This is a genomic window from Nocardioides sp. HB32, assembly GCF_054058995.1.
On sequence record NZ_JBSSBS010000001.1, the window covers coordinates 2,768,642 to 2,791,958 of the forward strand.

The following is a 23,317-nucleotide window of genomic DNA, read 5'->3' on the forward strand; positions in this document are numbered from 1 at the left end:
GTCGGGAACCATGCAGGACTGGATCGTGCCCGCCGCGGCCGTGGTGCTGGCGCTGCTCGCGCTGGGGCTCGCTGCCGCGTTGCTGCGCGCGCGGTCCGGGACCGAGCGCGAGCTCGCCGCCACCCGCGCCGAGACCGCCGCGCTGCGTGCCCAGCTCGACGAGCTGGAGCGCCGGCTGGCGCGGCCCGGGCCACGACCGGCGGACACCGAGTTCGTGATCACCGACCTCGGACGTCCCCGGACCGAGGACCCGGAGCAGCCGGCGCCGCAGGTCGGCGCGGCGCTGTTCACCGACGTCGTACTCCGCGAGACCGTGGTGAAGGCCGCGTCCCTGGCCCACGGCGTCCGCCGGGCGCTCGATCCCGAGAGCCGCAACCGGATCCGGTTCGAGATGAGGCGCGAGGTGAAGCGCTCGCGCAAGCAGCGTCGCACCGACACCCGCCAGGCGCGCCGTGAGTGGGAGGCGCGCGAGCGCGACTCGCTCCGCCGGGACCCGAGGGACTCCGCGGCATGAGGCGCGGGCTCTGGTTCGCTGCCGGGGCCGGTACCGCCGTCTACGTGATGGTGCGGGGCCGGCGTGCGGCCGAGGTGTTCACCGTCGACGGGCTCAAGGACCGGCTCGGCGCGCTGCAGGTGGGCGCCCGGATGTTCCGCGACGAGGTGGCCCAGGGGCAGGCCGAGAAGGAATCGGAGTTGCGCGAGAAGCTCGGCCTCGTGCCTCATGGAACACCTGAGCTCACCGAGGGTCGCCACAAGGCGATCCGGCCCACCGAGGAAGGCAGCACCTGATGGACACCGCCGAGATCCGCCGGAGGTTCGTGGCTCACTTCGAGTCGCACGGACACACCCCGGTGCCGTCGGCCTCGTTGCTGCTGGACGACCCGAACCTGCTGTTCGTCAACGCCGGGATGGTGCCGTTCAAGCCGTACTTCCTCGGGGAGGAGCCCGCGCCGTACCCGCGCGCGACCAGCGTGCAGAAGTGCGTGCGCACCCCTGACATCGAGGACGTCGGCAAGACCACGCGCCACGGCACGTTCTTCGAGATGTGCGGCAACTTCTCCTTCGGCGACTACTTCAAGGAGGGCGCGATCGAGCTCGCCTGGGAGCTGGTCACCAAGCCGGTTGCCGATGGCGGCTTCGGGCTGGAGGAGAGCCGGCTCTACCCCTCGATCCTCGACGGCGACGACGAGGCGCTCGGGCTCTGGAGGCGGATCACCGGACTGCCCGACGAGCGGATCCTGCGGCTCGGCCGCAAGGAGAACTACTGGTCGATGGGCGTGCCCGGTCCCGGCGGACCGTGCTCGGAGATCCTCTACGACCGCGGGCCGGCGTACGGCCCCGACTTCGACCCGGCCGCGCTGGGTCCGGACATGCCGTTCGAGCTCGAGGACCGGCTGCTGGAGGTCTGGAACCTGGTCTTCATGCAGGACGAGCTGTCCGCCGTGCGCTCCAAGGAGGACTTCGACATCGCGGGCGCGCTGCCGAAGAAGAACATCGACACCGGCATGGGCCTCGAGCGGGTCGCGCTCCTGCTCCAGGACAAGGCGAACATGTACGAGATCGACGTGATGTTCCCCGTCATCTCGAAGGCCGAGGAGCTCACCGGGCGCCGGTACGGCGCCGACCACGAGGACGACGTCCGGTTCCGCGTCGTCGCCGACCACATCCGCAGCTCGATGATGCTGATCGCGGACGGCGTCACGCCCGGCAACGAGGCGCGGGGCTACGTGCTCCGCCGGCTGCTGCGGCGAGCGGTCCGCTCGATGCGGCTGCTCGGGTACGACGACCCGGCGCTGCCGGAGCTCTTCCCGGTCAGCCGCGACAAGATGGGCGAGACCTACTCCCGGCTGCACCAGGACTGGGAGCGGATCTCGACGGTCGCGTTCGCGGAGGAGCACGCGTTCCGCCAGACGCTGCGGGCCGGGACCACGATCTTCGACCAGGCTACCGATCAGCTGAAGCAGGCCGGCGGCACCCAGCTGTCGGGCGACAAGGCGTTCGCGCTGCACGACACCTACGGGTTCCCGATCGACCTGACCCTCGAGATGGCGACCGAGCAGGGCCTGTCCGTCGACGAGGCGGAGTTCCGCCGGCTCATGAACGAGCAGCGGCAGCGCGCGAAGGACGACGCGAAGGCGAAGAAGGGCCAGCACCGCGACGCCTCGGCGTACCGCGAGGTAGCCGACGCGATGGGCCGCCCGGTCGAGTTCACCGGCTACGACACCGTCGTCGACGAGGGCTCGGTGCGCGGCATCGTCGCGGCCGGCGGGGTGGTGCGCTCGGCGGGCCCGGGCGAGCTGGTCGAGATCGTCCTCGACCGCACCCCGTTCTACGCCGAGGGCGGCGGCCAGCTCGCCGACCAGGGCGTGATCGAGCTCGAGAACGGCGCGCGCCTGGAGGTGCTCGACGTCCAGTCGCCGGTCACCGGCGTGGTCGCGCACCACGTGCGCGTTCTCGAGGGCGAGGTCACCGCCGGGTTGTCCGCGCAGTCACTGGTCGACATCGAGCGGCGGCGGTCCATCTCGCGCTCCCACACGGCCACCCACATGGTGCACAAGGCGTTCCGCGAGGCGCTCGGGGAGACCGCGACGCAGGCGGGCTCGGAGAACTCGCCGGGCCGGTTCCGGTTCGACTTCTCCGCGACCGGCGCCGTCCCGGAGTCGGTGATGGTCGACGTCGAGGCGCGGGTCAACGACGTGGTGCTCGACGACCTCGCCGTGCACGCCGAGATCATGACGCAGAAGGAGGCGGTCGCCTCCGGCGCCATGGCGCTGTTCGGCGAGAAGTACGGCGACCGGGTCCGGGTCGTCAGCGTGGGCGACTGGGCGCGGGAGCTGTGCGGCGGCACGCACGCCGGCAGCTCCGGCAAGCTGGGCGTGATCAAGCTGCTCGGCGAGTCGTCGATCGGGTCCGGGGTGCGGCGGGTCGAGGCGCTCGTCGGCAGCGACGCCTACCGGTTCCTCGCCCGCGAGCACCTCTTGGTCAACCAGCTGTCCGAGACGCTCAAGGTGCGCCCGGAGCAGCTCCCCGAGCGCGTCCACGACATCGTCGAGAAGCTGCGCGTCGCCGAGAAGGAGATCGAGAAGGTCCGCGTCCAGCAGCTGCTCGCCGCCGGTGCTGAGGTGGCCGCCGGAGCGGCGAAGGTCGGCCCGGTCAACGTGGTCGCGCACCGGGCCGACGGCGCTGGCGGCGGTGACGTGCGCACGCTCGCGCTCGACGTGCGCGGCCGCCTGCCCCGGGGTGAGCCCGGTGTGGTCGTCGTCATCGGCGCGGCGGACGGCAAGGTGTCGGTCGTCGCGGCCCTGAACGACGAGGCGCGGGCCCGTGGCCTGAGCGCGAACGACCTGGTCCGCGCGGTCGGCCCCCTGGTCGGCGGCAAGGGCGGCGGCAAGGACGACGTCGCGCAGGGCGGCGGCACCGACAGCACCCGGATCGACGAGGCGCTGGCGCTGGTCACCGCCGAGGTCGGCCGGGTCGGGGGCTGAGCTTGCGCCACGGCGTACGTCTCGGCATCGACCCCGGGGACGCCCGGATCGGGGTGGCGCGCAGCGACCCGACCGGGTTCCTCGCGACCCCGGTCGAGACCGTGCGCCGCGGCAAGGGGGACCTGGCCCGGATCGCGGCGATCGCGGCCGAGGAGGAGAGCGGCTCCCCGGTGCTGGAGGTGGTGGTCGGGCTGCCGCGCTCGCTGTCCGGCGGGGAGGGTCCGGCGGCGGCCAAGGCGCGCGAGTTCGCCGCCGCGGTGGCCCGGCGGCTCGCGCCCGTGCCGGTGCGTCTGGTCGACGAGCGCATGACCACGGTGTCCGCGGAGGCTATGCTGCGCGACCAGGGCCGCAAGGGGGGAAAGCGGCGCGCCGTGGTCGACCAGGCTGCAGCGGTGCTCATCCTCCAGCACGCGCTCGACACGGAACGCGCCACCGGGCACCCGCCCGGCGAGATCGTCGAGGAGACCTGATGACCGACGAGCACGACGTGACTCTCGGCGAGGAGCCGCCGCTGATCGGCGACGACACGCCGTACGAGCCGGGCCGGCGTCGCAGCCGGAAGAGTCGCAGCGTGCCGGGCTGCCTGGCGGTGCTGGTCGCGCTCGCCGTGATCGTCGGTGGCCTCTACTTCGTCGTGACGTGGGGCGTCGACAAGATCGGCGACCAGTTCTCCTCGGCAGCCGACTATCCCGGGCCCGGCCACGGCAAGGTCACCTTCGAGGTCAAGAGCGGCGACTCGGCCGGCGCCATCGGCCGGCGGCTCAAGGCCGCGGGCGTCGTGGAGTCCGTCGACGCGTTCATCGACGCGGCCAACGGCAACCCCGACTGGTCGAACCTGCAGGCGGGCTACTTCCCCCTGAAGAAGGAGATGGCGGCCGACGACGTCGTCACCATCCTCGTCGACCCGTCGAACATGGTGAAGAGCACCGTCACGGTCCGCGAGGGGCTGCGGACGGTCGACACGGTCGCCGTGCTGGCCAAGGAGACCGACTTCTCCAAGAAGGACTTCGAGAAGGTCCTCGACCATCCCGAGCAGCTCGGGCTGCCGGACTACGCGAACGGCAACCCGGAGGGGTACCTCTTCCCGGCTACCTACGACTGGGGCCCGGACGCCACGCCGAAGTCGATGCTGACCGACATGGTGACCCGCTGGAAGCAGGCGGCCGACGACGCGGACCTCGAGGGGAGGGCCGCGGAGCTGGGCTACACGCCCGCCGAGCTGATGACGGTCGCCAGCCTGGTGCAGTCCGAGGGCCGCGGCGACGACATGCCGAAGATCGCCCGGGTCATCTACAACCGGCTCGAGGGCGACGAGACCAACGGCCTGCTCCAGATCGACGCGACGGTGAACTACGCGGCGGGCAACCAGCTGGGTGCGGTTCCGACGACGGCGGATCTCCAGATCGACTCGCCGTACAACACCTACACGAACACCGGCCTGCCGCCGACGCCGATCGAGGCGCCGGGCGACGACGCGATCCAGGCGGCGGCCAACCCCGCGGACGGTGACTGGTACTACTACGTGACGGTCAACCTGAAGACCGGCGAGACGAAGTTCGCCGAGACCTACGACGAGTTCCTCCAGTACAAGGCGGAGCTCCAGCACTACTGCGACACCGAGTCGGGCGGTGCCTGCTGAGGTGTGCCGTCCTCGGTGACCCGATCGCCCACTCGCTGTCACCGACCCTGCACCGGGCCGGGTACGCCGCGCTCGGGCTCGACTGGGAGTACGACGCCGTCCGCGTGGCGGAGGAGGGGCTCGGGCCGTTCCTCGACAGGCTCGACGGGTCCTGGCGTGGGCTGTCGCTCACGATGCCGCTCAAACGGCGCGCGCTGGCACTGGCGACGGCCGTTAGCGAGCGGGCCCACCTCGCCGGGGCGGTGAACACCCTGGTCGTCGAGGACGGCGCGGTGGTGCTGGCCGACAACACCGACCTGCCGGGCGCGGTCGCGGCCGTCCGCGAGCGCTACGGCGGGCCGGTGACCACGGGCACCGTGCTCGGCGGCGGAGCGACCGCGGCGTCGACGGGCCTGGCGCTCTGCGAGCTGGGCGCCACGGCGGTCCGGCTGCTCGCGCGGACGCCCGGGCGCGCCGCGGACACCGCGGCCGCGATCGCCGCGCACCCCTCCGGCCCCCACGTCGAGGTGCTCCCGCTGGCCGGGGGCGAGGTCGTCGGCGAGGTCGTGGTCTCGACCGTGCCGGCCGCCGCGCAGGACGCCGGGCTGGTCGCTCGGTCGGCGTCGACGCCGGTGGTGTTCGACGTCGTCTACGACCCGTGGCCGACGCCGCTGGCGGCAGCCGTCGGCGGGGACCGCGTGCTGGTCGGTGGCCTCGACCTGCTGGTCCACCAAGCCGTGCTCCAGTTCGAGCTCTTCACCGGGCAGCCCGCACCGCTCGACGCGATGCGGGAGGCGGGCGAGCGGCAGCTCGCGTCCCGACAGGCCCCGGGGTGAGCGTCGACCCGGCCGCGGTCGCGATCGGGGCCGTCGCCTGCAGCGCCGCCGGGTTGCTGGTGCCGGTGCTGATCCGGCGGGTCCCCGAGCCGGCTCCGGACCCCGAGCACCCGAAGACGCCGTACGCCGCCATCGCGGCCGAGCGCACCCTGCCGGCCGTCGCCGTCGGCTGCTGCCTGGTGTCCGGGGGGCTGGTCGGTCTCGGGGTCGGGCTCGCGTGGCCGCTGGTCTTCCTGCTCCCGCTGGTGCCGGTCGGCGTCGCGCTCGCGGTCATCGACCTGCGGACGCGGCTGCTGCCGACGGTCGTCGTGTGGCCGACGTTCGCCGCGGTCACGGTGCTCGGTTGCCTGAGCGCCTGGCTGGAGGGCGACGCCGACGCGCTGGTGCGGGCCGGTGCCGGAGCCGCTGCCGTGTTCGCGTTCTTCTACGCGCTCTGGTGGATCCACCCGCCCGGCATGGGCTTCGGCGACGTCCGGCTCTCGGCGGTGCTCGGGTTCGCGCTGGCGTACCTGGGCTGGGCGGAGGTGCTGGTCGGCGTCTACAGCGCCTTCCTGGCGTTCGCCGTGCCGGGTCTGCTCCTCGCGGTCCTCCGGCGCGACCGGGGTGTGCTGAAGGCGGCGTACCCCTTCGGCCCGTTCCTGCTGGCCGGTGCCCTCGCCGGCGTGGTGCTCGCCGACCCGCTCTGGACCGGTCTCGTCTCCGGGTGAGGGTGAATCCGCACCGGACCGGTCGTGAAAGACTGGCGGCATGCTGCGCTGGCTGACCGCGGGTGAGTCCCACGGCCCCTCCCTGGTCGCGATCCTCGAGGGGTTGCCCGCCCATGTCCGCATCACCTCCGCCGACGTCGCGGACTCCCTGGCCCGGCGGCGGCTGGGCTATGGCCGCGGCGCCCGGATGAAGTTCGAGCAGGACCAGGTCACGCTGGTCGGCGGCGTCCGGCACGGCGAGACGATCGGCGGTCCGGTCGCGATCGAGGTCGGCAACACGGAGTGGCCCAAGTGGGAGAAGGTGATGTCCGCCGACCCGGTCGACCGGGCCGAGCTGGACGCACTCGCGCGCAACGCGCCCCTGACCCGGCCCCGGCCCGGCCACGCGGACCTGGTCGGCATGCAGAAGTACGACTTCGAGGAGGCGCGCCCGATCCTCGAGCGCGCGTCCGCCCGCGAGACGGCCGCGCGGGTCGCGCTGGGCCGGGTGGCGTCCAACTTCCTGGAGCAGTCCGTCGGTGCCCGCGTCGTCTCCCACGTCATCGAGCTCGGCGGCGTCCGCGCGCCCTCCGGCCTGTGGCCGGAGCCGGACGACGTCGCGCGCCTCGACGAGGACGAGGTCCGCTGCCTGGACCCGGGCACCAGCGAGCAGATGGTCGCCGCGATCGACCAGGCGCACAAGGACGGCGACACCCTCGGCGGCGTCGTCGAGGTCGTGGTGCACGGGCTGCCGCCGGGCCTGGGCTCGCACGTGCACTGGGACCGCCGGCTCGACGCCCGGCTGGCCGGTGCGCTGATGGGCATCCAGGCGATCAAGGGCGTCGAGGTCGGGGACGGCTTCGAGCTGGCGGCCACCCCCGGTTCGCAGGCGCACGACGAGATCGTGCCGACCGACGAGGGCCTGCGCCGGGTCAGCGGCCGCTCCGGCGGCACCGAGGGCGGCATGAGCACCGGCGAGGTGCTCCGGGTCCGCGCCGCGATGAAGCCGATCGCCACCGTGCCCCGGGCCCTGCGGACCGTGGACGTCAGCACCGGCGAGGAGGCGGTGGCGCACCACCAGCGCTCGGACGTGTGCGCCGTACCCGCCGCCGGCATCGTCGCGGAGGCGATGGTGGCGCTGGTGCTCGCCGACGCGGTGCTCGAGAAGTTCGGGGGCGACTCGGTGACCGAGACCCAGCGCAACGCCCGGGCGTACCTCGACTCGCTCCGCTACCGATGATCGTGCTGATCGGCCCGATGGGCGCCGGCAAGACGACGGTCGGCGGCCTCGTCGCCGCGCGCCTCGGCTCCTCCGTCCGCGACACCGACCACGACGTGGAGGCGACGACCGGCCGGACCATCGCCGACATCTTCGTCGACGACGGCGAGGAGACCTTCCGCGCGCTGGAGCGGGAGGCGGTCGCCGCGGCACTGGCCGAGCACGACGGCGTGCTCGCGCTCGGCGGGGGAGCGGTGATGGACCCCGGCACCCGTGACCTGCTCGCCGGTCACCACGTGGTGTTCCTGCGAGTCGGGCTCGCCGACGCGGTCAAGCGGGTCGGTCTCGGCACCTCGCGCCCGATGCTGCTCGGCAACGTCCGCAGCCGGATCAAGACCCTGCTGGACGAGCGCACCCCGGTCTACGAGTCGGTCGCCACCCTGGTCGTGGACACCGACGGGCGGAGCCCGGAGGATGTCGCCGAGGAGATCGTCGCAGCGCTGGCAGGAGAGGAACCGTCGTGACGCCGAGGAAGGTGCGGGAGACCGTGGTGCGGGTCGCCGGCGCGTCGCCGTACGACGTCGTGGTCGGCCACGACCTGGCCGAGCGGCTGCCGCAGATGCTCGGGGTCGGCGTGCAGCGCGTCGCGGTCGTGTTCTCCGACGTGCTCGCGGAGCTGGTCCGGCCGGTGCTCGACTCGCTGGCGGCGGCGTACGACGTGATGGTGCTGCCGATCCCGGACGGGGAGCGCGCCAAGAAGGCCGCCGTCGCCGTCTCGTGCTGGGAGGCGCTCGGCGACGCCGGCTTCACCCGCTCCGACGCGATCGTGACGTTCGGTGGCGGGGCGACGACCGACCTGGGCGGCTTCGTGGCCGCGACCTGGCTGCGGGGGGTGCGGGTCGTGCACGTGCCGACCACACTGCTCGGCATGGTCGACGCGGCGGTCGGGGGCAAGACCGGGATCAACACCCGCAGCGGCAAGAACCTCGTCGGTGCGTTCCACGAGCCGGCCGGCGTGCTCTGCGACCTGAGCCTGCTGCGCTCCCTGCCGCGCGCCGAGCTGGTCGCCGGCCTGGGCGAGGTCGTGAAGTGCGGCTTCATCGCCGACCCGGCGATCCTGGACCTCGTCGAGGACCACGACGCCGGGACGATCACCGCCGACTCCGCGGTCCTCCGCGAGCTCGTCGAGCGCGCCGTCCGGGTGAAGGTCGACGTGGTGACCGCGGACCTCAGGGAGACCGGCGGCTCCGGTGGTCACCCGGGTCGCGAGGTGCTCAACTACGGCCACACCATGGCCCACGCGATCGAGCGCACCGAGAACTACCGGATCCGGCACGGCGAGGCGGTCTCGATCGGGTGCGTGTATGTCGCCGAGCTGGCCGCGCGGGCCGGCACGCTCGCCGCCGACGTCGTCGACCGGCACCACGAGGCGTTCGCACGCGTCGGGCTGCCCACGACGTACTCCAAGGCGTCCTTCGAGGACCTGCACAAGGCGATGGGCATCGACAAGAAGGCGCGCGGCTCGCAGCTGCGGTTCGTGGTGCTGGCCGACCTCGCCGTACCGACGGTGCTGGCCGGGCCGTCGGTCGTCGACCTCCGCGACGCCTACGCCGCGATCGGTGGCGCCCGATGACGCCGGTCCTGGTCCTGAACGGCCCGAACCTGGGCCGGCTCGGCCGGCGGCAGCCGGAGATCTACGGCCGCACGACGCACGCCGAGCTCGCCCACCAGTGCGTGGCGTGGGGTCGCGACCTCGGCATCGACGTCGAGGTGCGGCAGACCAACCACGAAGGCGAGATGCTGGACTGGCTGAACGCCGCCGCCGACGACGGGAACCCCGTCGTGCTCAACGCCGCCGCGTGGACGCACTACTCGTACGCGATCCTCGACGCCTGCGCGCAGCTGACCGCACCCCTCGTGGAGGTGCACATCTCCGACCCCCACCAGCGCCCCGAGGAGTTCCGGCACACCTCCGTCGTCACGCCGTACGCCGCCCAGGTGGTCGCCGGCCACGGCACCGACGGCTACCGCATCGCCATCGAGGCCCTCGCCCGCCGTTGAATCGGGGACTTTCCACCACTCGAGTCGGGAGGTTCTGGTCGCTCCGATGTCCGAATCTCCCGAGTGAACCGTCCGAAGTCCCGACTCGACCGTCAGCGCGGGAACCGAACGGATGAGGGGGCCGTCCGATCCGCCATGAACGGCAACGTGACGGTGAGCGTGCGCAGCATCCTTCTCGCGGCCCTCGTGGCCCTGGGCCTGGTGGTCGCCTACCTGCTGGGCAGCGGCGGCGGGGGCGGAACGCCGGCCCAGGCGGCCGAGGACCGGACGGACAGCACACCCTCACGGGTGCTGACGATGACCGGCAGCGGCGACGCGACCGCCGTGCCCGACCAGCTCTCCTTCGGCGTCGGCGTCACCCTGACGCGCACCGACCTCGGAGCCGCCCTGGACGCCGCGAGCACGACCATGGAGCAGGTGCTCGGCTCGCTGGCGAAGTACGACGTCGCGAAGGGCGACGTGCAGACCACCGGCCTGTCCATGACGCCGGTGTACGACTACCACCCCTACGACCCGCCCACGATCACGGGCTACCGCGTCACGCAGCGCGCGGCGGTCTTGGTCAAGGACCTCGAGAACGGCGGCGAGGCGGTCGCGGCGGCCGTCGCCGCCGGCGGCAACGACGTGCGGATCTCAGGGCTGCGGTTGCTGGTCGGTGACCCGGACGCCGCCACGGCGAGGGCTCGCGACGCGGCGGTCGCCGAGGCGAAGGCCAAGGCGGAGCAGTACGCCGCGGCGTCCGGCCAGACGCTCGGCGAGGTCATGACGCTGCGCGAGGTGCACGTCAAGCCGCTGCCGAGCCCCACGAACGGCGTCTCGCTGGCGCGCGGGCTGAGCTACGACGCCGCAGCGATGCAGCCGCTGCCGATCAGGGCCGGCAAGGAGCGCACCACCGTGACCGTGCGGATGGTGTGGGAGCTCGCGTAGCGGGATTCTGCCGCGGGCAGGTCCTGCCGATAGACTCGTGCGCTGGTGCCCGGAGACCGGGCGACCTCCCGAACCCACCGACGTACGAAGGCTGACACGCGCGCATGGCAACGACGAACGACCTGAAGAACGGCATGGTTCTCAACATCGACGGCCAGCTCTGGGCGGTCGTGGAGTTCCAGCACGTGAAGCCGGGCAAGGGCCCCGCGTTCGTGCGCACCAAGCTGAAGAACGTCGAGTCCAACAAGACCGTCGACAAGACCTTCAACGCCGGCACCAAGGTCGAGACCGCCACGGTCGACCGCCGCAGCATGCAGTACCTCTACAACGACGGCTCGTCGTACGTCTTCATGGACGTGCAGAGCTACGAGCAGCTCGAGATCAGCCCGGAGATCGTCGGCAACGCCGCGAACTTCCTGCTGGAGAACCAGGAGGCGGTCGTCGCCACCAACGACGGCCGCGTGCTGTTCATCGAGCTCCCGGCGTCCGTCGAGCTCGAGATCACGTTCACCGAGCCGGGCCTCGCCGGCGACTCGGCCACCGGCCGCACGAAGCCCGCCACGCTCGAGACCGGTCACGAGATCCAGGTCCCGCTGTTCATCAACCAGGGCGAGAAGGTCAAGGTCGACACCCGCGACTCGTCCTACATGGGCCGTGTGAAGAGCTAGTGGCGGCACGCTCCAAGGCCCGCAAGCGGGCGCTGGACGTCCTCTACGCGTCCGAGCTGCGCGGGGAGTCGCCGGTCGACGCCCTCGAGCGCGCGATGGCCGAGGGCGAGGGCCCGACGAACGACTACACCGCGGTGCTCGTGCGCGGCGTCGAGGAGCACCGCGCCCGGATCGACGAGGTGCTGGCGTCGTACTCCGAGGGCTGGACGCTCGCGCGGATGCCCGCGGTGGACCGGAACGTGCTGCGGCTCGGCGTCTGGGAGCTGCTGTACGCCGCTGACGTCCCCGACCCGGTCGCCGTGTCCGAGGCGATGGCCCTGGTGCGGGATCTCTCCACCGACGAGTCCCCACAGTTCGTGAACGGCGTGCTCGGGGCGGTCGTGAGGAACAAGGAGTCCCTAGTCTGAGCACATGAGTGCTCACGAGGTGGACCTGGTCGTCATCGGCACCGGACCCGGCGGCGAGGCTCTCGCCAACGCGGCAGCCTCGGCAGGGCTCGACGTCGTCGTCGTCGAGAAGCACCTCGTGGGCGGCGAGTGCCCGTACTACGGGTGCATCCCCACCAAGATGATGGTGCGCGGTAGTGACGCGGTCGCCGAGGTACGCCGGGTGCCCCAGGTCGCCGGCGAGGCCACGATCACGCCGGCGTGGTCGGTGGTCGCGCGGCGCATCAGCGAGGAGGCCACGGCCGGCTGGGACGACACCATCGGGGTCGAACGCCTCGAGAAGGTCGGCGCCACCGTTCACCACGGTGTCGGCCGGCTGGCCGGGACCGGCCGGGTGGTCGTCGAGACCCCCGCGGGGGAGACGCTCGAGCTCACCGCCCGCCGCGGGGTGCTGGTCAACCCGGGCACCCGGCCGGCCGTCCCGCCGGTCGAGGGGCTCGCGGACACGCCGTACTGGACCAACCGCGACGCGGTCCGCCTCACCGAGCTGCCGGGCTCGGTGGCCATCGTGGGCGGCGGCCCGATCGGCTGCGAGCTGGCGCAGGTCTTCGCGCGCTTCGGCGTGCGCGTGACGGTCATCCAGCACGGGTCGCGGCTGCTGGCCGCCGACGAGCCGGAGGCCTCGGCGCTGGTCGAGAAGGTGTTCGCCGAGGAGGGCATCCGGGTGCTGACCGACGTCGAGCTGGTCCGGGCGGCGTACGCCGACGGCGCCTTCGTCCTCACCCTGGACACCGACGAGCAGCTGACCGCCGACAAGGTGATGGTGGCCGCGGGGCGGGTGCCGAACCTCGACGACCTCGGCCTGGAGACGGTCGGGCTCGACCCCGCGGCGCGGACCCTCGAGGTCGACGAGCGGCTACGGGCCGGCGAGAAGCTCTGGGCGATCGGCGACGTGACCGGCCACGGCGCGTTCACCCACGTCGCGATGTACCAGCAGGCGATCGCGTTGCGCGACATCCTCGGGGAGGGCGGGGCGCCCGCGCAGTACCACGCCGTGCCGCACACGACGTTCACGGACCCGGAGGTCGGCGGCGTCGGCATGACCGAGCAGGCGGCGCGTGACGCCGGGCTGCGGGTGCGCACCGGGTCCACGGACCTGGCCGCCTCATCACGTGGTTTCACGTACGGCCCGGGCGGGCACGGGCTGATCAAGGTCGTCGAGGACGCCGACCGCGGGGTCCTCGTAGGAGCAACCGCGGTCGGCCCGGCCGGAGGGGAGATCCTCGGCTTCCTGGCCGTCGCGGTGCACGCGGAGGTCCCCGTCCCCACCCTGAGGTCGATGATCTATGCGTACCCCACGTTCCATCGCGCGATCGAGGCCGCTCTCGCGGACCTCTCGTGAGGACCGCCTGAAGCAGATCGGACGCGTCGGGCTCGTCGCCTACGGCGTCGTCTACCTGATCATCGGATGGCTGGCGGTCCAGCTCGCGGTCGGCGACCGCCAGGGCAACCCGTCGAGCACCGGCGCGCTCCGCGAGCTCGCGCAGCAGCCGCTCGGCGAGGTGCTCGTCTGGGTCGTGTCGATCGGCATGCTCCTGCTCGCGCTCTGGCAGGCGGTGGAGGCGGTCCTGGGCGACGACGGCGCCGGCCAGCGGCTCGCGTGCGCCGGCAAGGCGCTCGTGTACGCCGTGATCGGCTTCAGCGGCATCCGGGTCGCGGTCGGCGCCGGGTCCTCGAGCAAGGGCTCGGACACCTGGACCGCGAAGGTGCTGGACCTGCCGGCCGGCCAGGTGCTGGTCGGTCTCGTGGCCCTGGCGATCATCGGGTTCGGTCTGTACGAGATCTACCGCGGGTGGAGCGACAAGTTCGCCAAGGAGCTCACCCAAGAGGGTCGTCGCGGCGCGGCGGGCACGGCGTACCTCTGGTTCGGCAGGGCCGGCTGCGTCGCCCGGGGCGTGGCCTTCGTGATCGTGGGAGGGCTGTTCGGCTATGCCGCGATCACCCACGACGCGAAGAAGTCCGGCGGCCTCGACCAGGCGCTCCTCGAGGTGCTCGACCAGCCCTACGGTCCGCTGCTGCTCGTCCTGATCGGGCTCGGCCTGGCCTGCTTCGGGCTCTTCACGCTGGCCCGGGCGCGGCACCTACGTCGCTAGGCCGCCCACCGCCGCGACGGCCGCGTCCACCTGGTCGGGTGTCGTGACGATGCTCGGGCCCAGGCGCAGGTACGACGTCCGGTACGGCGTGGCGCTGGCGACGATCCCCTGCTCGCGGAGCGCGAGCACGGCGTTCGCGGGCATCGTCCCCGGCACGTCGACGCACACGATCCCCGCGGACACTGCCGGGTCGGCCGGCGTGATCAGCATGACCGCGGTGTCCGCCAGGCCCTCCTTCAGCCGGCTCGCCTGCTCGACGGTGCGCTGCACGACCGCGGCGCGGCCGATCCGCTGCTGGAAGGCGAACCCGTCCGCCAGGGCCCAGCGGTGCTCGAAGGAGTGGTACCCGCCCGGCGTCAGGCGACCGGCCGGGGTCTCCGGCGTGAACGACGGGATGATCTCGGTGAGGGGCGACCAGCTCGCGGCCCAGACGACGCCGGTGCCACGCGGACCGAACAGCCACTTGTGCGTGCCCGCCGCCAGGAAGTCGCAACCCAGGTCGGGCAGGTCGACGTCCACCGCGGCGAAGCCGTGCACGCCGTCGACGCACAGCAGCACGCCGTCCGGGAGGGCGTCGGCGATCTCCCGCACCGGGGTGCGGACGCCGGTGCCGGAGTGCACCCAGGTGATGGCGACGACCCGGGTGCGCGGAGTGACCGCCGCGAGGAGCCGGGTGACCATCTCGTCGACGGTGGCGGACGCCGGGTCGTCGTACAAGGTGGCTCGGGTGACCCGGGCGCCGGTGCGCAGGTGCAGCAGCCGGAGCGCCTCCTCGGTGGCGGCGAAGTCGTGCGTGGTCGTGAGCACGTCGTCCCGCGGGGTGAGCGCGAGGCCGCCGTAGACGATGCCGAGACCCATCGTGGTGCTGTCGGTGAGCGCGTAGTCCCCGGCCGCCCCGCCGTGGAACCGCGCCGCGGCGGCCCGGGCGCGGTGCTCGAGGCGGAGGCCGTCGGCCAGCGCCTGCTCGGTGTCCCAGCCCAGCCGCGCCCGGTAGTAGTCGATCGCGGCGTTCACCTGGGCGGAGTGGGGGGACAGGACGAACGCCGCGAACTGGCCGAGGTCGAGGTCCAGCGGGAACTGGGCGCGCACCGAGTCCCAGTCGGCCGGGTCGAAGTCGGGCACGGCGAGCTCGGTGGCCGGCGCGCTCGGGCCGCCCGTGTTCGGGGCAGCGTTTGGGGGCGCGCTCGGGCCGCCCGTGCTCGGGGCAGCGGTGGGGGCGCGCGTGTCGTCGTCGCAGCCCGCGACCACGGCGACGGCGCCACCGACCAGTCCGGCGCCGAGAACGGCCCGGCGGGTGGGGAGAGGCATGGTCCATGATGCGCCGCACGAGGGTGTGACCCGCGGGATTTCGGGGAAGGACGTCCGCAGTGCGGGGACCGACCTGCCATCTCGAGGAGGCATCGATGTCGCAGGAAGCATGGAGCTCGGGCGGCTCGCGACACGAGGAGGACAACACCAGCGACCGGCTGTACAAGCCGGAGGACCTCGCGGAGTACGCCGCCCGCCGGGACGCCAGGTCGGTGGCCGGCCCCGGTGGTCGCCCGGACCCGCTCGGCGACCCGCTGAGCGACCCGATCCCGGAGGCGACCCCTGTGGTGCCGACCGCGCCCAAGGCGCCGGCCGCGCCCGCGTTCCCGATGCCGACCGCCCCGCCGCCGTCCGCGCCGCCCCCGGCGTACCGCCCCCCGGTCACGACCGAGCCGGTCGCGGAGGCGCCGGCGCCCGGTGAGGCCGAGGTGCGCCGGTTCATGTCCGCCACCGACTTCCTGGACCGTCGCGACGCCGAGCAGGACCACGGCCCGGCGACCTGGGGCTGGCGAGGTGCGGTACGCCGCTGGAGCGGCGGGCTGGTCAACCCGAGGATGGGCGCCGCGGAGCGGGCCCACGAGGACGACCGCCGATCGATCCAGCGCGACTTCGACGGCCCGCGCACGATCGCGTTCATCAACCCCAAGGGCGGCGCCGCCAAGACCACCGGGGTGCTGGCCGCGGGCTACACGTTCGGCACCGTCCGCGGCGGCGGCGTGGTGGCGTGGGACAACAACGAGACCCGGGGCACGCTCGGCATCCGGGGCACCCGCAGCACGCACCGCAACACCACCCGTGAGCTGCTCGAGGACCTCGAGCGGTTCACCGACGTCTACCAGTCGCGGATCGGCGACCTGGGCGCGTTCGTGCGCTCCCAGGGCGACGCGCACTTCGACGTGCTCGCCTCCGACGAGCGCCCCGACGTCACCGGCACCATCCGCGCCCAGGACTTCGACGCGGTCCACAAGCTCCTCGAGCGGTTCTACCGCGTCATCCTGATCGACACCGGCAACAACATGCGCGCCGAGAACTGGCTCGCCGCCGCCGGCGCCGCCGACCTGCTGGTCGTCACGTCGACGGTCCGCGAGGACACCGGCTACAGCGGCCTGTGGATGCTCGACGCGCTCCAGGACGCCGGTTACCAGAACCTCAAGTACAAGGCGGTCACGGTGCTCTCCGACCCGTCCGCCCAGGTGGACAGCAAGCTCGCCGACGACCTGGTCGACGTCTACCAGCAGCGGACCCGCGGCGTGTACCGGGTCCCGTACGACCCGGCGCTGGTCGCCGGCTCGGTCGTCCCCTACGCCCAGCTGTCGCAGAACACCCGGATGCAGTGGCTCAAGGCCTGCGCCGGGATGGCCGCGGCGCTGTGACCGGCTGACCCCTGAACCGCTGACCCGTCGCTCCTGACCCCTCTCGGGGGGCCGGAACCGACGGGTCAGTCTTGTCCCGCGTGGTTACCTCGGGGTCATGCGCGCAGTCGTCTACCGCGAGCCCGGCCCGTCCTCCGTCCTGCAGTTCGTGGAGCGGGAGATCCCCGAGCCGGGCCCCGGCGAGGTCCGGGTCCGCGTCGTCCGCTCCGGCGTCAACCCCACCGACTGGAAGTTCCGCGCCGGGATGATGAGCGGGTACGACGAGGTGACGCCCGGCCAGGACGGTGCGGGCGTGGTCGACGCCGTCGGGCCCGGTGCCGGGACGCATCGGGTGGGCGACCGGGTGTGGCTGGTGCTCGCGCAGCACGGCCGGGCCCACGGCACGGCCGCGGAGTACACCGTCCAGCCGGCCGCCCGCGTCATCGCGCTGCCCGACAACGCGGACTTCGACCTCGGCGCGAGCATCGGCGTGCCGGCGGTGACCGCCCACCGTGCGCTGACCGCGCACGAGGAGGGCCCGACCAGGCTCGGACCCGGGACGCTGGCCGGACGCGTCGTGCTGGTGGCCGGGGGAGCGGGCGCGGTCGGCAACGCGGCGATCCAGCTGGCCCGCTGGTCCGGGGCGACGGTGGTCACGACGGTGAGCAGCGACGAGAAGGCCGTCCTCGCGACGGGCGCCGGTGCCCACCACGTCGTGAACTACCGGACCGGCGACCCCGCGGACCGGATCAGGGCGGTCGCGCCCGACGGCGTGGACATCGCCGTCGAGGTCGCGCCGGCGCAGAACATCGGCCTCGACCTCGACGTCGTCAGGGTGCACGGGCTGGTCAGCATCTACGCCAACAACGGCGGCGACGAGCTGAGGATGCCGCTGCGCGCGGCGTTCGGGAAGAACCTGCGCTTCCAGTTCCTGATCCTCTACACGCTCGCCGACGACCTGGTGCGCGCGGCGACCGAGGACGTGACGGCCGCGGTGGCCGCCGGCGCGCTGCGGGTCGGCGAGGACGCCGGTCTCCCGCTGCACCACTTCCCGCTCGAGGACACCGCGGCCGCCCACGACGCGGTCGAGGCCGGCGCGGTGGGGAAGGTGCTCGTCGATCTCCCGGACGCGTGACCACTGCCGTGGTTGGCTGGAGGCGTGGCGAAGCCGTGGTGGGTCGTGGCCGGCGTGGTGCTGGTGCTCCTCGGCCTCCTCTGGACCCTGCAGGGCACCGGCGTCATCGAGGGCAGCTCGATGAGCGACACGACGACGTGGTCCGTCGTCGGCCCGGTCGTGGTGCTCGCCGGGCTCGCACTGGCCGCCCTCGGCGTCCGCGGTCGGAGGCCCTGAGCCCGTGTCCGAGCCGCAGGAGCGCTCGGAGCTGGACGGTACGCCGGTCGGCCGCCGGGTCGTGCTCGGGCTCCTCGGCCTCGGTGTCGTCGGCGTCGTCACCGGGAGCGCCGTCCAGGACGCCCTGAGCAGGCTCGTGGCGCACGACCCCACCGGGCTGTCGCAGCTGGTGCCGCTGGGCAGCGCGTTCCGCTACTACTCGGTCACCGGGAGCGTCGAGAGCCGCGACGCCTCGTCGTACTCCCTGTCGGTCTCCGGCCTCGTCGCCCGCCCGGCGACCTACACGCTGGCCGACCTCCAGCAGCTCCCGCAGGTCTCGATCACGCGCGACTTCCACTGCGTCACGGGGTGGTACGTCGACGACGTGCCCTGGACCGGCGTCCGGCTCTCGCACCTGCTCGACCTCGCCGCGCCGACCTCCGACGCGGTGGCGATCCGGTTCCGGTCATTCGACGGCGTCTACACCGAGAACATGACGCTCGAGCAGGCCCGCGCCGACGACGTGCTGGTGGCCCTGACCATGTACGGCGAGCCGGTGACCCACCAGCACGGTGGCCCGGTGCGGATCTACGCGGCACCGATGTACGGCTACAAGAGCACCAAGTGGCTCTCGGGGATCGAGCTGACCGACCGCGACATCCCGGGCTACTGGGAGGACCGCGGCTACCCGCTCGACGGGATCATCGGCGAATGAGCGACCAGCTGCCCCGCTTCGCAGCGGTCGAGCGCGTCGTGCACGGGACACTCGGGGTGCTCATGATCGCCTGCCTCCTCACCGCGGCCGTCCTCTACAACGGCTCGCTGGCCCTGGCCGTCGGACACCGGCACGCCGTCGAGCTCGTGCACGTGTGGTCCGGCTTCGGGCTGCCGGTCCCGTTGCTGCTCGGCGCCGCGTCGTCGGCGTACCGCACCGACGTCCGGCGGCTGAACCGCTTCACCCCCGCCGACTGGCAGTGGCTGCGCAGCAAGGACCGCCGGAGCGGCCGGATCCGGGTCGGGAAGTTCAACGCCGGGCAGAAGCTCAACGCGGCGCTCTCCGCGGGTGCGATCCTGCTGCTGCTCGGCACCGGCACGCTGATGTTCTTCACCGGGCTGGTGCGGCTGGCGTGGCGCTCCGGCGCGACGTTCGTGCACGACTGGGTAGCCCTGGCCCTGGGGCTGCTGGTGATCGGCCACCTCGTCTTCGCCCTCCGCGACGGCGAGGCGCTGCGCGGGATGTGGTCGGGCCGGGTCTCGGCCCGCTGGGCGCGCCGCGAGCACGCGGCGTGGGTGGACGAGGTGCGGCCGCCCCCGGCCGGCTGAGGTATGGTTCCTGCGATCGACATCCTTTAACGAGCCGTCCCGTGAGGCGGAGAAGGAGGTCCGAGGCAGTTGCCTGCGCACCCTCACGACAGCCCGCTCGACGGGCAGCGCGTCGTCCTCGACGACCGCGACATCTCCCGGGCGCTGACCCGCATCTCCCACGAGATCCTCGAGCGCAACAAGGGCGCGGGCGACCTCGTGCTCCTCGGCATCCCGACCCGCGGCGTCCCGCTCGCGAAGCGGATTGCGGAGCGGATCGCCTCGGTCGAGGGGTACGACGTGCCGGTCGGCTCGCTCGACGTCACGATGTACCGCGACGACCTCCGGATGAAGCCGGCCCGGGCCTTGCTCCCGACCGAGATCCCGCCCGGCGGCATCGACGGCCGCACCGTGGTCCTGGTGGACGACGTGCTGTTCTCCGGCCGCACGATCCGGGCGGCGCTCGACGCGCTCAACGACATCGGCCGCCCGCAGGCCGTGCGGCTCGCCGTGCTCGTGGACCGCGGGCACCGGGAGCTGCCCATCCGCGCCGACTTCGTCGGCAAGAACCTTCCGACCTCGCTGGTGGAGCGCGTGAAGGTGACGCTGGCCGGCATCGACGAGACCGACGCCGTGACGATCCAGGGCATCGGCACCGGAGGAGGAGCAGCATGAAGCGCCACCTGCTGAGCGCGGCCGACCTGAGCCGCGACGACGCCGAGCTGGTCCTCACGACCGCCGCCGAGCTGCGCGAGCTCGCGGACCGGCCGATCAAGAAGCTGCCCGCCCTGCGCGGCCGGACGGTGGTGAACCTGTTCTTCGAGGACTCCACCCGCACCCGGATCTCCTTCGAGGCCGCCGCCAAGCGGCTCTCCGCGGACGTCATCAACTTCGCGGCCAAGGGCTCGAGCCTGTCCAAGGGCGAGAGCCTGAAGGACACGGCGCTGACGCTCGAGGCGATGGGCGCGGACGCGGTCGTCGTCCGGCACGGCGCCAGCGGCGCCCCGCACCGGCTCGCGCACTCCGGCTGGGTCCGCTCGAGCGTCGTCAACGCCGGCGACGGCACCCACGAGCACCCGACCCAGGCGCTGCTCGACGCGTTCACGATGACGCGGCATCTCGGGGGCCACCTCGACGGCCGCCGGATCGTGATCGTCGGGGACGTGCTGCACAGCCGGGTGGCGCGCTCCAACGCACTGCTGCTCGGCACCCTGGGCGCGGAGGTGACGCTGGTCGCGCCGCCCACCCTGCTGCCGGTCGGCGTCGAGAGCTGGCCGGTGGAGACGTCGTACGACCTCGACGGCGTGCTCCCGAAGGCCGACGCCGTGATGATGCTGCGGGTCCAGCGGGAGCGCATGAACGGCGGGTTCTTCCCGACCGCGCGCGAGTACTCCCGCCGCTACGGCCTGGACGGCCGGCGGATGGCGACCCTCCAGGACCACACGATCGTCATGCACCCCGGCCCGATGGTCCGCGGCATGGAGATCACCGCGGACGTCGCGGACAGCGACCGCTCCGTGATCGTCGAGCAGGTCACCAACGGCGTCGCCGTGCGGATGGCCGTGCTGTACCTGCTGCTGGGCGGTTCCGAGCCCGCCGTCGGAGGAGAAGAGTGAGCGAGCGGAGCGAGCTCACCCATCGAAACAGTGCGCCATGTGCCTCATGCGCGCACGGAGCGAAGCGAGTACGCGCATGAGCAACTACCTGATCACCAACGTCTCGGTCCTCGGCGGTACGCCGACCGACCTCCTGCTCAGCGGCGGCGTGGTCGCCGACCCGGCGGACGCACCCGCCGACGCCGAGGTCGTCGACGCAACCGGTCTGGTCGCGCTGCCCGGCCTGGTGGACCTGCACACCCATCTGCGCGAGCCGGGCCGGGAGGACGCCGAGACCGTCGAGACCGGCACGCAGGCCGCGGCGATGGGTGGCTTCACCGCCGTGCACGCGATGGCGAACACCGAGCCGGTCGCCGACACGGCCGGCGTCGTCGAGCAGGTCTGGCGACTGGGCCGCGAGGCCGGCTACTGCGACGTGTTCCCGGTCGGCGCGGTCACCGTCGGGATCGCCGGGGAGCGGCTCGCCGAGCTCGGTGCGATGGCCGACTCGGCCGCCCGAGTCCGGGTGTTCTCCGACGACGGCCGGTGCGTGAGCGACGCGGTCCTGATGCGCCGGGCGCTAGAGTACGTCAAGGCGTTCGACGGCGTCGTCGCGCAGCACGCGCAGGAGCCGCGCCTCACCGAGGACGCGCAGATGAACGAGGGCGAGCTCTCCGGCCGTCTCGGGCTCGCCGGCTGGCCGGCGGTCGCCGAGGAGGCGATCATCGCCCGCGACGTGCTGCTCGCCGAGCACGTCGGCTCCCGCCTGCACGTCTGCCACGTCTCGACCGCGGGGTCGGTCGAGCTGATCCGCTGGGCGAAGGGCAAGGGCGTGGACGTCACCGCGGAGGCGTGCCCGCACCACCTGCTCCTCACCGACGACCTGGCCGCGACCTACGACCCGGTCTACAAGGTCAACCCGCCGCTGCGCACCGCCGCCGACGCCGAGGCGCTCCGTGCCGGGCTCGCCGACGGCACCATCGACATCGTGGCCACCGACCACGCCCCGCACCCGCACGAGGACAAGGACTGCGAGTGGGCCGCCGCGGCGTTCGGCATGCTCGGCCTCGAGACCGCGTTGTCGGTCGTCCAGCAGACGATGGTCGACACCGGGCTCCTGGACTGGGCGGGGGTCGCGGAGCGGATGTCCTACGCCCCGGCCCGCATCGGCCGGGTGTCGGACCGGCACGGCCGCCCGGTCGCGGTGGGCGAGCCCGCCAACCTCGTGCTCTACGACCCCGCCGCCCGGCGCACGGTGGACCCCGCCGAGACCGCGAGCCTCAGCCGCAACACGCCGTACCGCGGCATGGAGCTGCCCGGCCGGGTCGTCGCGACGTTCCTGCGTGGCCAGGCCACCGTCCTGGACGGGAAGCTGCAGTGAGCGCTACCCCATCCTGGTGACGTCCCGGCCGTGACCCGCCGGCCGGCTGCTGGGTCGCCTAGGTTCCGTCCATGGAGGCCGGAGGGGACTGGCACGGGTGCGCGCGAGGGGCGGTGACCGCCGGCCGCGTCGTGCTGGCGGTGACCGGCGCGACCGTGTCGTGACCGGCCTGACGCGGCGAGGGTTCCTCGTCGTCGGCGGCGGCGCGGCGGTCGCCGGGGCGGCCGCGCTCGGTGGCGCGGCCGCCGGCTCCGGACGGGTCCGTCGCGCGCTCGGCCTCCGGCCCGACTTCTACGTCCCCGACGCGCCGGAGGGCCGGGTGGAGCTCGAGCCCGTGGCGTCGGCAGCCATGGGTGCAGACGTGGACCTCTTCACGGCCGTGCCGGCCGGGTACGGCGACGGAGCCGGGCTGCCCGTGGTCGTGGTGCTGCACGGCTCGAGCGCCTCGGCCGCCGACTTCCGCGGCTTCGGGTTCGGGAGCTTCCTCACCGCTGCGGTGCAGCAGGGTGCGCCGCCGTTCGTGCTGGCCGGCACCGACGACGGCCCGTCCGGCTGGGTGACGGCCCCCGGGGCCGACCCGGTCGCGATGCTCCGCGACGAGCTCCCGGGCTGGCTCGCCGACCGCGGCTTCGACGCCGAGCGGCGCGCGCTATGGGGCTGGTCCCGTGGCGGGTACGGCGCGCTCCGGTTCGCCCTCGAGGAGCCGGACTGGGCCCGCGCCGCCGCGCTGTTCAGCCCGGCGGTCTCCGCGGCGGACCCGGCGCTGGCCGAGCTGTCGCCGCTGGCGGGACTTCCCCTGGCGGTGTGGTGCGGCACCGACGACGCCTTCTACGACGACGTGCGCGACGTGGTCGGTCGGCTGCCCGAGGAGCCCGAGGCCGTGACGTACGCCGACGGCGGGCACACCCGGGTCTTCTGGAACGACCACACCGTGGACGCCTTCGGGTGGCTGGGCGGCGAGCTCGCCGGCCGCTGATACGCTCGCCCCAGCTTCGACATCCTTTAACGAT

26 protein-coding genes are annotated in these 23,317 nt (G+C 73.1%); 25 read left to right on the forward strand and 1 reads right to left on the reverse strand.

The window, feature by feature from the left end; genetic code table 11:
• Nucleotides 1–10 precede the first annotated feature (10 nt).
• The 16 genes from ACVW2K_RS13920 to ACVW2K_RS13995 all read left to right on the forward strand — a co-directional run bounded on the left by ACVW2K_RS13920 (nt 11) and on the right by ACVW2K_RS13995 (nt 14,039).
• Nucleotides 11–514: a hypothetical protein gene (locus ACVW2K_RS13920; RefSeq protein ID WP_457202897.1), complete on the forward strand. Its 504-nt coding sequence runs from the start codon at nt 11–13 to the stop codon at nt 512–514.
• Nucleotides 511–789, forward strand: a complete 279-nt coding sequence (locus ACVW2K_RS13925) for a DUF6167 family protein (RefSeq protein WP_051548928.1) — start codon at nt 511–513, stop codon at nt 787–789. The genes ACVW2K_RS13920 and ACVW2K_RS13925 overlap by 4 nt, the downstream gene beginning before the upstream one ends.
• Entirely contained in the window at nt 789–3,485 is a 2,697-nt protein-coding gene (gene alaS, locus ACVW2K_RS13930) for an alanine--tRNA ligase (RefSeq protein ID WP_457202898.1), read from the forward strand. The genes ACVW2K_RS13925 and alaS overlap by 1 nt, the downstream gene beginning before the upstream one ends.
• A gap of 2 nt (nt 3,486–3,487) precedes the next feature.
• On the forward strand, nt 3,488–3,955 hold the full coding sequence (gene ruvX, locus ACVW2K_RS13935; RefSeq protein WP_028636764.1) for a Holliday junction resolvase RuvX: 468 nt from the start codon (nt 3,488–3,490) through the stop codon (nt 3,953–3,955).
• Entirely contained in the window at nt 3,955–5,124 is a 1,170-nt protein-coding gene (gene mltG / locus ACVW2K_RS13940) for an endolytic transglycosylase MltG (protein ID WP_028636763.1), read from the forward strand. The genes ruvX and mltG overlap by 1 nt, the downstream gene beginning before the upstream one ends.
• Nucleotides 5,121–5,939: a shikimate dehydrogenase gene (locus ACVW2K_RS13945; protein WP_457204068.1), complete on the forward strand. Its 819-nt coding sequence runs from the start codon at nt 5,121–5,123 to the stop codon at nt 5,937–5,939. Before mltG ends, ACVW2K_RS13945 begins: the two co-directional genes overlap by 4 nt.
• The gene (locus tag ACVW2K_RS13950; protein ID WP_457202899.1) at nt 5,936–6,646 is read left to right on the forward strand and encodes a prepilin peptidase; all 711 of its coding nucleotides are present in this window, start codon (nt 5,936–5,938) and stop codon (nt 6,644–6,646) included. Before ACVW2K_RS13945 ends, ACVW2K_RS13950 begins: the two co-directional genes overlap by 4 nt.
• Nucleotides 6,647–6,686: 40 nt before the next feature.
• Nucleotides 6,687–7,865, forward strand: a complete 1,179-nt coding sequence (gene aroC / locus ACVW2K_RS13955) for a chorismate synthase (RefSeq protein ID WP_028636761.1) — start codon at nt 6,687–6,689, stop codon at nt 7,863–7,865.
• Nucleotides 7,862–8,368, forward strand: coding sequence for a shikimate kinase (locus tag ACVW2K_RS13960; protein ID WP_457202900.1), 507 nt, complete (start codon nt 7,862–7,864; stop codon nt 8,366–8,368). The genes aroC and ACVW2K_RS13960 overlap by 4 nt, the downstream gene beginning before the upstream one ends.
• An 11-nt stretch (nt 8,369–8,379) precedes the next feature.
• A complete protein-coding gene (gene aroB / locus ACVW2K_RS13965) occupies nt 8,380–9,477 on the forward strand; it encodes a 3-dehydroquinate synthase (protein WP_457204069.1) in 1,098 nt (365 codons plus the stop codon).
• Entirely contained in the window at nt 9,474–9,905 is a 432-nt protein-coding gene (locus ACVW2K_RS13970) for a type II 3-dehydroquinate dehydratase (protein WP_457202901.1), read from the forward strand. Before aroB ends, ACVW2K_RS13970 begins: the two co-directional genes overlap by 4 nt.
• A 135-nt stretch (nt 9,906–10,040) precedes the next feature.
• Nucleotides 10,041–10,832, forward strand: a complete 792-nt coding sequence (locus tag ACVW2K_RS13975) for an SIMPL domain-containing protein (RefSeq protein WP_457202902.1) — start codon at nt 10,041–10,043, stop codon at nt 10,830–10,832.
• A 104-nt stretch (nt 10,833–10,936) separates the two neighbouring features.
• Nucleotides 10,937–11,500, forward strand: coding sequence for an elongation factor P (gene efp / locus ACVW2K_RS13980; protein ID WP_028636757.1), 564 nt, complete (start codon nt 10,937–10,939; stop codon nt 11,498–11,500).
• Nucleotides 11,500–11,907, forward strand: coding sequence for a transcription antitermination factor NusB (nusB, locus tag ACVW2K_RS13985; protein WP_028636756.1), 408 nt, complete (start codon nt 11,500–11,502; stop codon nt 11,905–11,907). Before efp ends, nusB begins: the two co-directional genes overlap by 1 nt.
• Before the next feature lie 4 nt (nt 11,908–11,911).
• Complete coding sequence (locus tag ACVW2K_RS13990; RefSeq protein ID WP_457202903.1) at nt 11,912–13,288, forward strand: dihydrolipoyl dehydrogenase family protein; 1,377 nt, start codon at nt 11,912–11,914, stop codon at nt 13,286–13,288.
• The gene (locus ACVW2K_RS13995) at nt 13,233–14,039 is read left to right on the forward strand and encodes a DUF1206 domain-containing protein (protein ID WP_457202904.1); all 807 of its coding nucleotides are present in this window, start codon (nt 13,233–13,235) and stop codon (nt 14,037–14,039) included. The genes ACVW2K_RS13990 and ACVW2K_RS13995 overlap by 56 nt, the downstream gene beginning before the upstream one ends.
• Here ACVW2K_RS13995 and ACVW2K_RS14000 read toward each other — a convergent pair.
• Nucleotides 14,028–15,347, reverse strand: coding sequence for an aminotransferase class V-fold PLP-dependent enzyme (locus ACVW2K_RS14000; protein ID WP_457202905.1), 1,320 nt, complete (start codon nt 15,345–15,347; stop codon nt 14,028–14,030). The genes ACVW2K_RS13995 and ACVW2K_RS14000 overlap by 12 nt on opposite strands.
• 95 nt (nt 15,348–15,442) lie before the next feature.
• Here ACVW2K_RS14000 and ACVW2K_RS14005 point away from each other — a divergent pair, with 95 nt between their 5' ends.
• From ACVW2K_RS14005 to ACVW2K_RS14045, 9 genes are all read left to right on the forward strand, one after another.
• A complete protein-coding gene (locus tag ACVW2K_RS14005) occupies nt 15,443–16,720 on the forward strand; it encodes a MinD/ParA family ATP-binding protein (protein ID WP_457202906.1) in 1,278 nt (425 codons plus the stop codon).
• A 97-nt stretch (nt 16,721–16,817) separates the two neighbouring features.
• Nucleotides 16,818–17,834, forward strand: a complete 1,017-nt coding sequence (locus tag ACVW2K_RS14010) for an NADPH:quinone reductase (RefSeq protein ID WP_457202907.1) — start codon at nt 16,818–16,820, stop codon at nt 17,832–17,834.
• A gap of 24 nt (nt 17,835–17,858) precedes the next feature.
• Nucleotides 17,859–18,050, forward strand: a complete 192-nt coding sequence (locus ACVW2K_RS14015) for a hypothetical protein (protein WP_028636751.1) — start codon at nt 17,859–17,861, stop codon at nt 18,048–18,050.
• 4 nt (nt 18,051–18,054) lie between these two features.
• A complete protein-coding gene (locus ACVW2K_RS14020; RefSeq protein WP_028636750.1) occupies nt 18,055–18,744 on the forward strand; it encodes a molybdopterin-dependent oxidoreductase in 690 nt (229 codons plus the stop codon).
• A complete protein-coding gene (locus ACVW2K_RS14025; protein ID WP_457202908.1) occupies nt 18,741–19,352 on the forward strand; it encodes a cytochrome b/b6 domain-containing protein in 612 nt (203 codons plus the stop codon). The genes ACVW2K_RS14020 and ACVW2K_RS14025 overlap by 4 nt, the downstream gene beginning before the upstream one ends.
• Nucleotides 19,353–19,421: 69 nt before the next feature.
• Nucleotides 19,422–20,006: a bifunctional pyr operon transcriptional regulator/uracil phosphoribosyltransferase PyrR gene (gene pyrR / locus ACVW2K_RS14030; RefSeq protein ID WP_457202909.1), complete on the forward strand. Its 585-nt coding sequence runs from the start codon at nt 19,422–19,424 to the stop codon at nt 20,004–20,006.
• Nucleotides 20,003–20,947, forward strand: coding sequence for an aspartate carbamoyltransferase catalytic subunit (locus ACVW2K_RS14035; protein WP_457202910.1), 945 nt, complete (start codon nt 20,003–20,005; stop codon nt 20,945–20,947). Before pyrR ends, ACVW2K_RS14035 begins: the two co-directional genes overlap by 4 nt.
• Nucleotides 20,948–21,023: 76 nt before the next feature.
• Nucleotides 21,024–22,307 (forward strand): dihydroorotase, encoded by a 1,284-nt coding sequence (locus ACVW2K_RS14040; protein WP_457202911.1) that lies wholly within the window; start codon nt 21,024–21,026, stop codon nt 22,305–22,307.
• Between the two features lie 160 nt (nt 22,308–22,467).
• Nucleotides 22,468–23,283, forward strand: coding sequence for an alpha/beta hydrolase (locus ACVW2K_RS14045; RefSeq protein WP_457202912.1), 816 nt, complete (start codon nt 22,468–22,470; stop codon nt 23,281–23,283).
• The last annotated feature ends 34 nt before the right edge of the window (nt 23,284–23,317 follow it).